The organism is Streptomyces sp. DG2A-72 (assembly GCF_030499575.1).
In the GTDB taxonomy this organism is placed as follows: domain Bacteria; phylum Actinomycetota; class Actinomycetes; order Streptomycetales; family Streptomycetaceae; genus Streptomyces.
In genome coordinates, this window is sequence record NZ_JASTLC010000001.1 from 706,046 (window position 1) to 719,189 (window position 13,144).

The following is a 13,144-nucleotide window of genomic DNA, read 5'->3' on the forward strand; positions in this document are numbered from 1 at the left end:
GAAAACGGTGAAGGCGACAAGCGTGAAAGCGGCCGGCGCTTCTCTTGGAGCGGTGAGACCTGCGGGACCGGAGCGGCTCCGGTGGAGCCCCGGAGCTTTATGTTGTGCATATTCTTGACGCCCGCAATCTACACACCTACCTTCGCCGTGTCAGGCCCCCCGACCGAGGGAATTTGTCGATCTCCGTCCTCGCATCACCGCGTCCACGACGAGGAGTTCCGACCCGTGAACCACCGCATGCGGACCCGTACGCTCACGGCCCTCGCGGCACTGCTGCTCGCCGCCCCCTTCGCCTCGTCCGCCGCTCAGGCCGCGGAAGCCGCCCATGTCGAGGGCCATCTGCCGTCGGGCGCCGCCTACCTCATGGACATGCCCGCCACATGGAACGGCACGGTCCTGCTGTACAGCCACGGCTACACCCCGGTCGGCGCGCCGAACCCGGCGCGCAACGCCCCGGACGACGCCACGAGGAAGCTGCTGCTGGACCAGGGCTACGCACTGATCGGTTCCTCGTACGCCACGAACGGCTGGGCGGTGACCGACGCCGTCCCCGACCAGCTCGCCACCCTCGACGCGTTCACGTCCCGCTTCGGACATGCCCGGCGGACCATCGCCTGGGGCACCTCCTACGGCGGGCTGGTCACCACCACGATCGCCGAGCGGCACGCGGCACGCATCGCCGGCTCGCTCTCCATGTGCGGGCTGGTCCAAGGCGGTGTCGCCAACTGGAACAGCACCCTGGACCCGGTGTTCGCCCTCAGGACCCTGCTCGCGCCCGACTCCGGGATCCGGCTCACCGGCCTGGAGAGCCCGGCCGTCGCGGCCGAGCAGGCCGACGCCATGACCGGTGCCGTCAGCAAGGCCCAGGAGACGGCCGCCGGCCGGGCCCGTATCGCGCTGGCCGCGGCCCTGCACAACATTCCCGGCTGGAACGATCCCGCGCAGCCCCGCCCGGCTCCCACCGACTGGGACAGCCGACAGGCGGCCCAGTACCAGGCCCTCGTCGGACTCGTTCGGTTCCCCGCGTTCGCCTGGCGGCAGGAGGCGGAGACCCGCGCGGGCGGCAACATGTCGTGGAACACCGACGTCGACTACACCGCCATGCTCGGCCACTCCCCCTACCGCAAGGAGGTCACCGCGCTCTACGCCAAGGCCGGGCTGACCCTGAAAACAGACCTCGCCGCCCTCAACGAGGCGCCGAGGACCAGCGCCGATCCGAACGCCGTCGCCTGGATGAGCCGCACCAGCACCTTCACCGGCCGCCTCACCAAGCCCCAGCTCACCATCCACACCACCGGTGACGCCCTGATCCCGGTGCAGGCCGAGAGCGCCTACGCCCGCGCCGCGAGCGCCGGGGGATCGGCGTCCCTGCTGCGGCAGCGGTACGTCGACAACGCCGGCCACTGCACCTTCAGCCCCGGCGAGCAGATCGCCGCCCTGCACACCCTGGAGGCCCGCATCGGCACCGGCCACTGGTCGGGAACCACCCCCACCGACCTCAACGCGCGGGCGGCCGAGGCCGACCCGGCATCCCCGGCGCGTTACGTCTCCTACGCGCCCGCCGCCTACCCCCGCCCCTACGACCGGTCCCACCCGTGCGACAGGCCCCGCAGGTGATGCCGCACTGCCTGCTCGCCGCATGTCCGGCGACCGTACCCTTGCTCGGGTGAACGTGAACGCCGAGCCCCAACGGGACCTCCAGGACCCGCCGGACTCGCCCGACTCCCCGGCCCGACCGGGGAGTTCCACAGCGCGCCCGCAGTCACTTCTGCTCGCCTTCTTCGGCAACCACGCCCTGGACGAGCGCCCGCTCTGCGTCTACTCGGGCAGCATCATCGACGTCCTCGCCCGGGTCGGCGTCGGCGAACAGGCCGTCCGTTCCACGCTCACCCGTATGGTCAACCGCGGTCTGCTGGTGCGCCGGCGGCAGGGGCGCCGCATGTACTTCGGCCTGACCCCGCTCGCCACCCAGATCCTGCAGGACGGCGGCCGGCGGATCTGGGAGACCAGCGCGGTCAACGACGACTGGGACGGCACCTGGACACTGATCGGCTTCTCCCTCCCCGAGTCCTGGCAGCGCCGGCGCCACGATCTCCGCTCACGCCTCACCTGGGCCGGCTTCGGCCCCCTCTACAACGGTCTGTGGATCGCCCCCGGCCGCATGGACGTGTCCGACGTGATCACCGAGCTCCAACTGTCCGCGTACGTCAAGGTCTTCCGCGCCCGCGCCGACGAGGCGACCGACATCGGCCTCATGGTCCGCGACACGTGGGACCTGGACTCCCTCGCCGCCCGCTACACCGACTTCACCCGACGCTGGAGCGCCCTTCCGGATCCGGGCACCGACGACGCCATCGCGACCCGGCTGCGGCTGGTCAGCGAGTGGCTACGGATCATCCGTACCGATCCGCGGCTGCCCGGACGGCATCTTCCGCCCGACTGGCCCGCCCGGCGAGCCGAGGAGACCTTCCGCCGTGTCGCCGCCGCGACCGAGGCACCGGCCCGCGTGATGGCCTGCGCCATCCTGGACACCATTCCGCTGGACACGTCCTGATCAGGAGGAGGCCACACCCCACAGCGCCAGGCAGTCCATGAAGGCCCTCGCCGGCCGCTCCCGGAAGGGGCTCAGGATCCAGTGCCGGACCACCACTTCGACGTCGGCCGGGGTGTCGTCGATCCGCCGCCTCAACTCCTCCCGAACATCGGGAAGTTCCATTCCCCTGCGGCGCTGCACCGCCTCGTCGGCCACATGCGCGGAGACCACGCGATCGGCGCGCCTGCGGGCCCCTGCTCCGCCGCGCGTGACCTTCGCTGTCGCAAGGTCGATACTGCCGACAGCAGGGGCTGCGACCACAACGCCACGGATCACCGGCAGACAGCGCCGGAACCCGCTTCCGACGGACCCGGACCGCTAAGATCGAGAACTGACATTACCCTCTCTGACCAGCAAAAACATTGGCCAGACGCCCACCTGCCAGTCTCACCAGGAGGTTCCCATGAAGATGTTGATCAACGTCCCGGAGACCGTGGTCACGGACGCCTTGCGGGGCATGGCGGCCGCCCATCCCGAGCTGACCGTGGACGTGGAGAACCGGGTGATCGTACGGCGGGACGCGCCCGTCGCCGGGAAGGTCGCCCTGATCTCCGGCGGCGGTTCGGGGCACGAGCCGCTGCACGGCGGATTCGTGGGCCCTGGGATGCTCTCGGCGGCCTGTCCTGGTGAGGTGTTCACGTCGCCGGTGCCGGACCAGATGGTGCGCGCGGCGGCGGCCGTGGACAGCGGGGCGGGCGTGCTGTTCATCGTGAAGAACTACACGGGTGACGTGCTCAACTTCGACATGGCGGCCGAACTGGCCGAGGACGAGGGCATCCAGGTCGCGAAGGTCCTCGTCAACGACGACGTGGCGGTCACCGACAGCCTCTACACGGCCGGGCGTCGCGGCACCGGTGCCACGTTGTTCGTGGAGAAGATCGCGGGGGCGGCGGCCGAGGCGGGGATGCCGCTGGAGCGCGTAGAGGCACTCGCCCGGCAGGTCAATGAGAACTCCCGCAGCTTCGGTGTCGCGCTGAGCGCCTGCACCACCCCGGCCAAGGGCAGCCCCACCTTCGATCTGCCGCCCGGCGAGCTGGAGTTGGGCATCGGCATCCACGGCGAGCCCGGCCGGGAGCGGCGGGCGATGATGACGTCCGGCGAGATCGCGGACTTCGCCGTGAACGCGATCCTGGAGGACCTCAACCCCCGTGACCCCGTCCTGGTCCTGGTCAACGGCATGGGCGCGACGCCACTGCTCGAGCTGTACGGCTTCAACGCGGAGGTGCAGCGGGTGCTCGCCGCGCGGGGTGTGGCTGTCGCCCGCACGCTCGTCGGCAACTACGTCACCTCGCTCGACATGGCCGGCGCCTCGGTCACCCTGTGCCAGATCGACGAGGAAACGCTCGGGCTGTGGGACGCGCCGGTGAAGACGCCGGGTCTGCGCTGGGGCATGTGAGCCCGGCGCGGGACGCAGCCAACGCACCTACCACGCAAGGAGATCCAGTGCTCGACGCCGATTTCTTCCGCCACTGGATGACGGCGACGGCCGCGTCCGTCGACCGCGAGGCGGAACGGCTCACCGCTCTCGACTCGCCCATCGGGGACGCCGACCACGGCAGCAATCTGCAGCGCGGGTTCACCGCGGTGACCGCCACGCTGGAGAAGGAGGCCCCGGACACGCCCGGCGGCGTCCTCACCCTGGCCGGACGGCAGTTGATCTCGACGGTGGGCGGCGCTTCGGGGCCGCTGTACGGGACGCTGCTGCGCCGCACCGGCAAGGCGCTCGGGGACGCGGCCGAGGTGAGCGAGGAGGAGTTCGCGGCTGCGCTGCGCACCGGCGTGGACGCGGTGATGACGCTGGGCGGGGCCGCGCCCGGTGACAAGACCATGATCGACGCGCTGGTGCCGGCCGTGGACGCCCTCGGCGACTCCTTCGCCGCGGCACGCGCCGCCGCCGAGCAAGGGGCGCTCGCGACCACGCCGTTGCAGGCCCGCAAGGGCAGGGCGAGCTATCTCGGTGAGCGCAGCATCGGGCACCAGGATCCCGGCGCCACCTCGTCGGCGCTATTGATCGCGGCTCTCGCGGAGGCCAATGGTGAGTGACAGCAAGCTCGTCGGGATCGTGCTGGTGTCGCACAGCGCGCAGGTCGCCGCGTCGGTGGCCGAGCTGGCGCAGGCGCTCGCGGGCGGCGGCACGGCTGTGCCCGTCGCTCCCGCGGGCGGCACCGAGAGTGGTGAACTCGGCACCAGCGCCGAACTGATCGCCACTGCGGCCGCGTCCGTGGACCGGGGCGCCGGGGTCGCCGTCCTCACCGACCTCGGCAGTGCGGTGCTGACGGTCAAGGCCCTGCTCGCGGAGGGCGACGAACTCCCCGACGGCACACGGCTCGTGGACGCTCCCTTCGTCGAGGGCGCGGTCGCCGCGGTCGTGACGGCGGCGACGGGGGCCGGCCTCGCGGCGGTGGAGGCGGCGGCCGGGGAGGCGTACACGTATCGGAAGGTGTGAGCAACCCTGGGGCTCTGACTGGGCCTACGTGATCCTCTCTTCGACGACGGCGAGCGCCGAGCGCACGGTCGCCAGCAGCTCGGCCTCCGCCGTCTCCGGGGCGATCCGCACTTCGGCGCTGCGCCAGGCGTAGCGCTCGACGGCCACGCGCAGGGCCGCGTTGAACATCGCCGCCTGGATCGTCGGCCGCAGATGGTCGACGGCCGGCCCGGCCCGCTCGGCGAGGGCACGGGCGAACACCGGCTCGGCCTCGTCGTAGGTCTGGAGCCAGACCGCGCGCAGTCCCGGTTCGGTGCGGGTCAGCCGGACGAGCGCGCCGAGGGCGGCCCGGTCCGGCCCGGCGACGAGGCGGTGGCCGGTCGCCGGTTCCGGTGAGAAGACCTGGTCGAGAGAGTGCCCGGGCCGCCACTCCCGCAGCGGACCTCAACGCCGGGGGCGCTCAGGCCGTCGTCGACCGAGTGGCCGAGACCGCCGTGGAGCGTTTCGGCGAGGTGGACGTCGTGGTGAACAACGCCGGGACCGCACATGCTGAAGGCAGGCAGGGGCGCCGTCGAGAACACGGCTTCCGGGGCCGGACTGCGGGGCAGCGCGGCGGGCGTCGCGTATACGGCGTCGAAGCGCGGCATCGTGGGGCTGACGAAATCCCTCGCCGTGATGCACCGCGAGCAGGGCATCCGCGCGAACGCCATCGCCCCGGGCGGCACGCAGACCGCCATCGTGGTGGACGCCGATCAGAACGCCCACGGCCCGGCCGCGCTCGGCCCGCACTTCGTCAATGTCGGCAAGCCGGCCCAGCCGGAGGAGCAGGCCGCCGCCATCGTCTTCCTCGCCTCGGACGCGGCCGGCAACATCAATGGCGTGACCTCCCGGTCGACGACGGATGGGCGGCGGTCTGACCTTCGCTCGGCGTCCGGACACGAGCCGCCGCTTCCGGCTCACCGCTCCGCATGAACCGGACCTTGCACCTCACCGCCCCCGCACGAACTGCCGTGCCAGCCGCTCCCCGATGAGCACGGCTCCGGCGTTGTCCTCGATGGGCTTCACCCGGCTGTCCTTGAAGACGATGTAGGTGACCTCGGAGTCCGTGCCGCCGCCGTGCGGGTCGGGGTGGATGCCCAGGGCCCGGGCGGCGGCGTAGGACGCCTCGCCGATGAGGTCGTGCGGGCCGGTGTCGCCGACGACGGCGTACTGGACCCTGTCTCCGTGGATCACGGCGGCCACCGCGCCGCCGTCGACGCCATGGGCACGGTGGTCCCAGAGGGAACTGGGCACGGGCACGACGATGTACGGGAGGCTCTCGGCGTCCAATGGGCTGCCGTCGGACTGCGGGTAGGCGGTGGCGTCGGAGAAGTGCGGGTCGGTCCGGGCGTTGCAGTGCAGACCGGGCCGGCCGTCGCAGTCGATGTCGAGGTCGGCCTTCCAGAAGACGGCTTCTTCAGTGCCGCACACCGGAATGGTCGCGGGTGCGCCGGCATCGCTGCGATAGCGGCCCTTGGACACGGGGGCGCAGTCCCGCACCCTGGCCAGCAGCTCGGCGGCGCCGACGTCACCCTCGCGCCAGACCTCCGACAGCCCTTCCCGGACGGCGGGTTCGGCACGGGGCGCGGAGTACGCCGTCGGAGCGAGCACGGCGCAACTGGCCGCGACCAGGGCTAGGAACGAGACACGCACGGTGAGAGGGCCTCTCCTCGGGGACACTGAGAGTCGCCCGGCCCAATCTGGCGCCATTTCGATCTTGGGTCCAGCATTGGAGGGCCGGACGGCGCATGTCTGTCAACTACTCGGCCGAGGACGACCGAGCTTGTTCACTCAGCCGAGACGGCTCCGTTCATGCTCCCGACTGGCGAGGACTTCGCGATGCCCTCGCCGGAGAGGTACCGCTCGACCGCCGCGGTGTACGACGACGGAGCGGCGGACAGGGGTACGACCCGGGTTCGATCGTCACGCCTCGCCCACCCTTCCGCCACTGCCGCAGTAAATCCGGTATTTACTGCGTCAGTTGCGTTGTCCGCTCCCCTCCCCGGCCGGGTCTCAACGAATCCTCTTCCCGCCCTGACTCCCTGTGAGAAAAGGGGCCTGGTGCCAGGACCCGAGAGACGAACGCGGAACTGGGGGACTATCGCTCACCAGGTCAGAACAGTCCAAAGAAGCAATTCCTCCCGATGCCTGAAGGTACCGGGCGCCTTGCCAGAGCACGCTGAAGATCCGACCGGGGCCGGGCGGCCGGGCCCGTATCGGCTCCGGCCACCCGGCCGCCCGCGCCGGCGCGGGATCAGCGACGACAGCGTTCCGCGCCACCGGCATGAACTCCCGAGTCCGCAAGGGGAGTTCAGCCGTGAGGAGCTTCAGCATACGTAACCCCGCCGGGCGGCCACCAACGACCGACCCCTTGATGTGATCGCGCCACTAGCATCATATTGGTCCGGACCATTGCGTCATGCCGCCCCTTGGAGGCAGAGCCGTGCGACACGTTCCCGCTCCCCTTCCCCGGCTCCCGATCCTGGCGCTCTGTGCGCTGCCCCTGGTCACGTCCTGCGGATGGGGCGGGACGGGTGACGGTGAGGGTGAGGGTGAGCGGCTGCCGGGGGCTCCGGTGAGCGTCACCGCCGAGGCGGGGAGCGCCACCAGTGTGCACGTCATGTGGAACGCGGTGTCGTCGGACCAGGGCATCAGCCGGTACGAGGTATATCGCGGCACCACGAAGGTCAAGGAAGTGCCTGGTTCGGCGCACATGGTGGATGTCACCAGGCTCCGGCCGTCCACCATGTATGTCTTCACCGTGCGGGCCCGGGACACCGAGGGGCGTCTCGGGCCGCAGAGCCGTGCGGTCCGGGCCACGACACCGCGGGCGGTGGCGGCGGACCGGGTGACCCCGACCGGCCCCGGGAGTCCGAGCGGCCGGGTGGTCGGCAGCCGGGCCGTCCAGTTGTCCTGGTCCGCGTCGACGGACGATCGGGACGTGGTGTCGTACGACATCTACCAGGGCACCACGAAGATCCACAGTGTGGGCGGGAACCAGACGGCGACCGTGGTGACGGGGCTGCGGCCGGGCACGCCCTATGTGTTCACGGTCCGCGCCCGCGACGCGGCCGACAACCTCTCACCGGCCGCCGGCACCGTCCACCTCACGACGACGCCGGGCACCGACGACGGGCGCGGCACGGCCCCGACCGGCTTCCGCGCGGCGGCGCACCGCGCCGACGGGGCGTACTACATCGACCTCTCCTGGGTCCCGCCCCTCACGGACGGCGTGGTCACGGAGTATCAGATCCGGCTCGACGGGCAACCGGTCACCTCGCTCGTGTGGGGCGGGACCCCACCGCGGGAGAAGGCGACGTACAGCTTCTATGCGGGCCGCGACGCCGGAGTCACCCACCGCGTACGAATCCGCGCGAAGCTGCCGGACGGCACCTGGGGCGGCTTCTCGGCCGAGCGCACAGTGACAACCGGCGGCTAGGCAGCTCCCCCAAAGGGGCGCGGGGCTGTACCAATATGCGGCTCCGCCGCGTGGGCGCGACCAGCCACAACGGACCCGCAGACGACCGACGGCCAATCGCGGCACTTCCCGCGGAGCGCAGGCGTCCGTCACCTGACCGGGGGCGGTCCGGATGCGGGACGGACCGGGGGCACGTTGGCTGTCCCTGTGGCAGCACGGGCGTTTCCCCGACCTCGGCGGCGCAAGGGATGTACCGCCAACCGTGCCGCCGGAGGGCAGTCCACATGCGCAACAGATCGCTACTCCTCCGCTCCGGCCTGACCGTGGCAGCCGCCGCCGCGCTTCCGCTTCCGCTGGCCGCGGGTTCGGCCGCCGTCTCTGGGATCTCCGTGAGCACCAGCGGGTCCACGGTCTCCGTCACGACCAGCGCGTGCACCCAGATCAACGGCAGCTGGGGCACCGCATCGCTCCTCAACAGCAGCCAGGCGAACTTCGCCCAGGGACGGCAGGCGGCGCTGTCCGGGACGAACACTCAGCAGAGCGCCGCCTGGTCCAGCGTGAGTCCCGGCACCTACACCGTCATCGTCATGTGCTCGAACAACAACACCGCGGGCACCCAGTCCGTCATCGTCTCGGCGGCCTCGACACCCACGGTCTCCGCCACGGCCTCGCCGTCCCGCGGAGTCATGGGCGGCATGGGCGGCGGGACCACGGACTACGGCACCCTCACGCTGGTAGCGGGCGGTGCACTGGTGGGCACCGGAATCGCCACCACCGTCTGGTACCTGCGCCGCCGCTCGCGTCCCTCCCGGCTCTGACGGCGGACGCCGCGGGCCGCCTCACCGGCCGGTGCCGGGGAGACGGCCCGTCGGCATGCGGACGTACGACCGTCCTGAGCCGGGTCCGGTTAGCGGTTCTCCAGCCGCAGATGAAGCTCCCTCTCCTGGTCGCCGGACGCACCGGCGGCCTCGTGCACGGAGAACAGGGAGTCCAGGGTGACGCGGAACCGGTCGACCGCCCAGTAGCCGCCCTGCACATCGGCCTCGACGGACGACTGCAGCCGGGCAGGGCGGGCGCCCTCGTGGGCGTCGGCGACGTCGAAGGTGCCGAGCCATACGGTCGGGCGGGTGTCCGAGGCCTCCTCCGGTATGTCATCGGCGCACCGGTCGGACGCGAAGCACGCGCACAGTGTGTCGAACACGACGCGGGCGTCGTCCTTGGAGCATCCGCTGATCTCCACCGAGACGTGTTCCGGGTGCGATCGCTCGCCGATCATCATGACCGCTCCTCTCGTGGCCGCGCTGCGGTGGCGCGGGCCCCGAGTGTCCGCGCCCACCTTCAGCAAACCACCATCTCGCCGCAGCGCACCACGGGCGGGCCGTCAGCTCCGCGTGAACCGGTACGTCTTGCTGTCTGTCAGCACGCAGAAGCCCGGGGAGAGGACGATCACGCGCAGGGTGCCCGTACGGCGGTCGTAGTCGATGCCCTCCGTCTCGAACGTGCCCGAGCAGGAGCTGCGCAGCGGCAGCCGGCGCAGTGCCGTGACATGACCGGAGACGTCCGCCGACCCGCCCGGTGCGGCGGAGAGGTCGATCTGGAGCAGCGGCTTGGTGATGCCGAAGAGCGTGCCCGCGGGGTCGTCGGAGGAGCACAGCAGGGTTGTCGGGCCGGAGAAGTCGCAGCCCTGCACGTCGCGTACCGCGTGGTCGAGGTTGACGGTGGAGGCCTGCGGGAGGTTCGCCGACGGCGTGGTACTGGAGTTGACGCCCGGGGTCGGGAAGACCAGCAGCCGGGTCATCGTGCCCCACTCGCCCGCCAGCATCCACTGGCCGTCGGGGGAGATCGCGACCCAGGAGTTGTTGAGCGCCTCTCCGGGGCTGAGGGCGTGGACGTACTCCGCCCGGCTCCCGTCCGGCTTCTGCACCCGGAACATCTTCGAACTGCCCGAGTCCCGCTGGTACGGCTCGATGTAGTGCCCGTCGTACGAGGCGTCCGGGTCGCCGACGTGGTTCCAGCCACGGCTGGACACATCGGCGGGGATGGTGCCGATGCCGGTGTAGCGGTTGGGGCTGTTCGCCGGCACCTCGACCGAGGTCAGGCCCTGGCTCTCGGTCAGCGGATCGGCGCGGTCGGACCCCACCTCGGTCCAGGTGTCCGCGGCGGAGGCGGGCGGGGCGGCGGACAGGACGACGGCTGCGGCGAGGGCGACGACACCGGTCAGGGCGGCGTGACAACGTTGCCAAGCAGGCAGGCGCATGGGAACGGCTCCTCGGTGGGGGGTCGGGGCGGCGCTCGGCGGACAGTGTGGCGTGCGCCCGGTCGTCATGTACAGACCAATGAAGGGAACAGGAGTTGTCCGTTCGACGACGAATCGCCCAGTGCGGGCGGATCACTTCCTGACGACTCCGATCACTTCCTGTCGACTTCACCGGACGGCCACCGCCGTGTTGAGGGATGGTGGAGGAGGGCGACCGTGGCATCACAGAAGCGGTTGAACGCGGTAGAACAAGGGGAGTCGGCACGGGGGGACGACGTGCCGTGACACAGAACGAAGGCGGTGCGTGCGATGGGTGCAGCCGGGCCTGCAGTGGCCGAGGGCGGCGGGCCGGTGCGGCCGAGCGGGCTGCTCGACGTGCTGGGCGTGGCCTCCGTGCTGCTCGATGCCCAGGGGCGCATCGTGCTGTGGAGCCCGCAGGCCGAGGAGTTGTTCGGGTACTCCGCCCAGGAGGCCCTCGGGGAGTACGCGTCCCGCCTGATGGTGCACGAGCAGCACGCCGAGCTGGCCATCAAGCTGTTCGCCGACGTCATGGAGACCGGTGAGGGCTGGGCGGGAGCCTTTCCGGTACGGCACAAGGACGGCGGCACCCGGCTCGTGGAGTTCCGCAATCAGCGGCTCCTCGACGACCGGGGCGACTTCTTCGCGCTCGGGCTCGCCGCCGACCAGAAGACCGTGCGCGGGCTGGAGCGGGATGTGGCGCTGTCGACGCGGATCGTCGCGCAGTCACCCATCGGACTGGCCGTCCTGGACACGGACTTGAAGTACGTCTCGGTCAACCCGGCGCTGGAGCGGATCAACGGCATGCGGGCCGAGGAGCACCTCGGCCGTACGGTCCAGGAGATGCTGCCGCGGGTGGACGCCGCGGCGGTGGAGCAAGCCGCCCGCCAGGTCCTGGAGACCGGGATGCCGATCGTCGACCAGCCCACCTTCGGCCGGACCCCGGCGGACCTCGAGGAGGACCACGCCTGGTCGGTCTCGATGTACCGGCTGGAGGACGCCCTGGGGAACGTGCTGGGGGTGGCCGTGTCGGTCGTGGACATCACCGAGCAGTACCGGGCGGGCGTCGAGGCCGAGGCCGCGCGCCGAAGGCTGGCGCTCATCGCCGACGCCTCCGCGCGGATCGGGACCACGCTGGACCTGGACCGCACCGCCCGCGAGCTGGCCGACGTCGCCGTGCCGGAACTCGCCGACGTCGCCGCCGTGGACCTGCTCGAAGCCGTGATGGAAGGCAGACGCAGCAGCCTGGGCCCCAGCGAGGCGGCGGTGATCCGCGCCCTGGCCGTCCGGGCGGAGCACGACACCGAGGCGCTCGGCGCGGCCGACCCGCCCGGGCAGGTCGCGCGGTACGGTCCGGACCGCCTGGTCACCGAGTGCGTACGCACCGGCCGGCCGGTCATGGTGGCGCAGGTCAAGGACGAGGACCTGTCGCGCATCGCCCGCTCACCCGACGCCGCGGAACTGCTGGCCAGGGCAGGCGTGCACTCCTATCTGGCCGTTCCGCTGATCGCACGCGGCGAGGTGCTCGGCGCCCTCGACCTCACACGCACCCGTAATCCGCAGCCGTTCAGCGAGGACGACCTGCTGCTCGCCCGCGAACTGGCGGCCCGCGCGGCCGTGCAGATCGACAACGCGCGCTGGTACCAGAGTGCCCGGGACACCGCCCTGACCCTGCAGCGCAGCCTGCTGCCCAGTCATCCGCGGGTGACGGGCGGACTCGAGGTCGCCTCCCGCTATCAGCCCGCGGGTGCCACCAGCGAGGTCGGCGGCGACTGGTTCGACGTCATCCCGCTGGACGGCGGCAAGACGGCGCTGGTCGTCGGTGATGTGATGGGCAGCGGCATCACGGCCGCCGCGACGATGGGCCGGCTGCGCACCGCGACGAACACGCTGGCCTCCCTCGACCTCGACCCGTCGGTGCTGCTGGAGCATCTCGACCGGATCACCCAGGGCCTGGACCACTCCATCGCGACCTGCCAGTACGCCATCCACGACCCGCATCTGCGGCAGTGCCGGATCGCCAACGCCGGCCATCTGCCGCCGGTCCGCCTCTGCGCGGGCCGCGCACCGGAGCTGCTCGAACTCCCCACCGGGGCACCGCTCGGCGTGGGCGGTGTCGCCTTCTCCACGACGACCGTCGACCTCGAACCCGGCGACCGTCTGGTGTTCTACACCGACGGTCTGGTCGAGACCCGCCAACACCCGCTCGACGAACGGCTGGACGCGCTGCTGGATCTGCTCGACGGCCCCGACCGCCCGCTGGAGGAGCTGTGCGACCTCCTCCTGCGCACACTGCACCAGCCGGACAACTCCGACGACGTGGCCCTCCTCATCGCTCGTGCGCAGAAGCCGGCGTAGCCGCACGGGACGGCCGGGACAGATGGTCCGTATTCA

At 71.4% G+C, this 13,144-nt stretch carries 12 protein-coding genes and 2 pseudogenes; 9 read left to right on the forward strand and 5 right to left on the reverse strand.

The annotated features are described in order from the left end of the window. Window positions 1–237: 237 nt before the first annotated feature. Complete coding sequence (locus QQY66_RS03680) at window positions 238–1,617, forward strand: S9 family peptidase (RefSeq protein ID WP_301987147.1); 1,380 nt, start codon at window positions 238–240, stop codon at window positions 1,615–1,617. Window positions 1,618–1,666: 49 nt separating this feature from the next. Next, window positions 1,667–2,554 (forward strand): PaaX family transcriptional regulator C-terminal domain-containing protein, encoded by an 888-nt coding sequence (locus QQY66_RS03685; RefSeq protein WP_301977566.1) that lies wholly within the window; start codon window positions 1,667–1,669, stop codon window positions 2,552–2,554. Here QQY66_RS03685 and QQY66_RS03690 read toward each other — a convergent pair whose 3' ends face one another. Continuing rightward, window positions 2,555–2,764, reverse strand: coding sequence for a hypothetical protein (locus QQY66_RS03690; protein ID WP_301977567.1), 210 nt, complete (start codon window positions 2,762–2,764; stop codon window positions 2,555–2,557). A 232-nt stretch (window positions 2,765–2,996) separates the two neighbouring features. Here QQY66_RS03690 and dhaK point away from each other — a divergent pair, with 232 nt between their 5' ends. Genes dhaK through QQY66_RS03705 form a run of 3 tightly spaced genes read left to right on the forward strand, consistent with a single transcriptional unit; the run spans window position 2,997 to window position 5,039 of the window. Further along, window positions 2,997–3,989 (forward strand): dihydroxyacetone kinase subunit DhaK, encoded by a 993-nt coding sequence (gene dhaK, locus QQY66_RS03695; RefSeq protein ID WP_301977568.1) that lies wholly within the window; start codon window positions 2,997–2,999, stop codon window positions 3,987–3,989. Between the two features lie 47 nt (window positions 3,990–4,036). Then, a complete protein-coding gene (dhaL, locus tag QQY66_RS03700) occupies window positions 4,037–4,636 on the forward strand; it encodes a dihydroxyacetone kinase subunit DhaL (RefSeq protein WP_301977569.1) in 600 nt (199 codons plus the stop codon). Further along, a complete protein-coding gene (locus tag QQY66_RS03705; RefSeq protein WP_301987149.1) occupies window positions 4,629–5,039 on the forward strand; it encodes a PTS-dependent dihydroxyacetone kinase phosphotransferase subunit DhaM in 411 nt (136 codons plus the stop codon). The genes dhaL and QQY66_RS03705 overlap by 8 nt, the downstream gene beginning before the upstream one ends. Before the next feature lie 24 nt (window positions 5,040–5,063). Here the strand turns inward: QQY66_RS03705 and QQY66_RS03710 are convergent. Next, a pseudogene (locus QQY66_RS03710) lies at window positions 5,064–5,363 on the reverse strand (TetR family transcriptional regulator); the annotation flags it as partial. A gap of 116 nt (window positions 5,364–5,479) precedes the next feature. On the opposite strand from QQY66_RS03710, the pseudogene QQY66_RS03715 reads away from it, so the two are divergent. After that, window positions 5,480–5,935, forward strand: a pseudogene (locus tag QQY66_RS03715) (SDR family NAD(P)-dependent oxidoreductase); the annotation flags it as partial. Window positions 5,936–6,005: 70 nt separating this feature from the next. Here QQY66_RS03715 and QQY66_RS03720 read toward each other — a convergent pair. Continuing rightward, the gene (locus QQY66_RS03720) at window positions 6,006–6,710 is read right to left on the reverse strand and encodes a glycoside hydrolase family 75 protein (RefSeq protein WP_301977570.1); all 705 of its coding nucleotides are present in this window, start codon (window positions 6,708–6,710) and stop codon (window positions 6,006–6,008) included. A gap of 790 nt (window positions 6,711–7,500) precedes the next feature. Here QQY66_RS03720 and QQY66_RS03725 point away from each other — a divergent pair. Next, window positions 7,501–8,496, forward strand: coding sequence for a fibronectin type III domain-containing protein (locus QQY66_RS03725; RefSeq protein ID WP_301977571.1), 996 nt, complete (start codon window positions 7,501–7,503; stop codon window positions 8,494–8,496). A 263-nt stretch (window positions 8,497–8,759) separates the two neighbouring features. Next, window positions 8,760–9,293 (forward strand): hypothetical protein, encoded by a 534-nt coding sequence (locus QQY66_RS03730; RefSeq protein WP_301977572.1) that lies wholly within the window; start codon window positions 8,760–8,762, stop codon window positions 9,291–9,293. An 89-nt stretch (window positions 9,294–9,382) separates the two neighbouring features. On the opposite strand, the gene QQY66_RS03735 is transcribed toward QQY66_RS03730, so the two are convergent. Both QQY66_RS03735 and QQY66_RS03740 read right to left on the reverse strand, forming a co-directional pair. Then, complete coding sequence (locus QQY66_RS03735) at window positions 9,383–9,751, reverse strand: hypothetical protein (RefSeq protein ID WP_301987150.1); 369 nt, start codon at window positions 9,749–9,751, stop codon at window positions 9,383–9,385. Window positions 9,752–9,856: 105 nt separating this feature from the next. Beyond that, complete coding sequence (locus QQY66_RS03740; RefSeq protein WP_301977573.1) at window positions 9,857–10,732, reverse strand: hypothetical protein; 876 nt, start codon at window positions 10,730–10,732, stop codon at window positions 9,857–9,859. A 309-nt stretch (window positions 10,733–11,041) separates the two neighbouring features. Here QQY66_RS03740 and QQY66_RS03745 point away from each other — a divergent pair, with 309 nt between their 5' ends. Next, a complete protein-coding gene (locus tag QQY66_RS03745) occupies window positions 11,042–13,108 on the forward strand; it encodes a SpoIIE family protein phosphatase (protein ID WP_301977574.1) in 2,067 nt (688 codons plus the stop codon). Window positions 13,109–13,144: the final 36 nt, after the last annotated feature.

Bases quoted from the DNA above. Each gene is read 5' to 3' on its own strand.
- dhaK (WP_301977568.1), top strand. From the start codon at position 2,997: ATGAAGATGTTGATCAACGTCCCGGAGACCGTGGTCACGGACGCCTTG.
- QQY66_RS03745 (WP_301977574.1), top strand. From the start codon at position 11,042: ATGGGTGCAGCCGGGCCTGCAGTGGCCGAGGGCGGCGGGCCGGTGCGG.
- QQY66_RS03740 (WP_301977573.1), bottom strand. From the start codon at position 10,732: ATGCGCCTGCCTGCTTGGCAACGTTGTCACGCCGCCCTGACCGGTGTC.
- QQY66_RS03735 (WP_301987150.1), bottom strand. From the start codon at position 9,751: ATGATCGGCGAGCGATCGCACCCGGAACACGTCTCGGTGGAGATCAGC.
- QQY66_RS03730 (WP_301977572.1), top strand. From the start codon at position 8,760: ATGCGCAACAGATCGCTACTCCTCCGCTCCGGCCTGACCGTGGCAGCC.
- QQY66_RS03680 (WP_301987147.1), top strand. From the start codon at position 238: ATGCGGACCCGTACGCTCACGGCCCTCGCGGCACTGCTGCTCGCCGCC.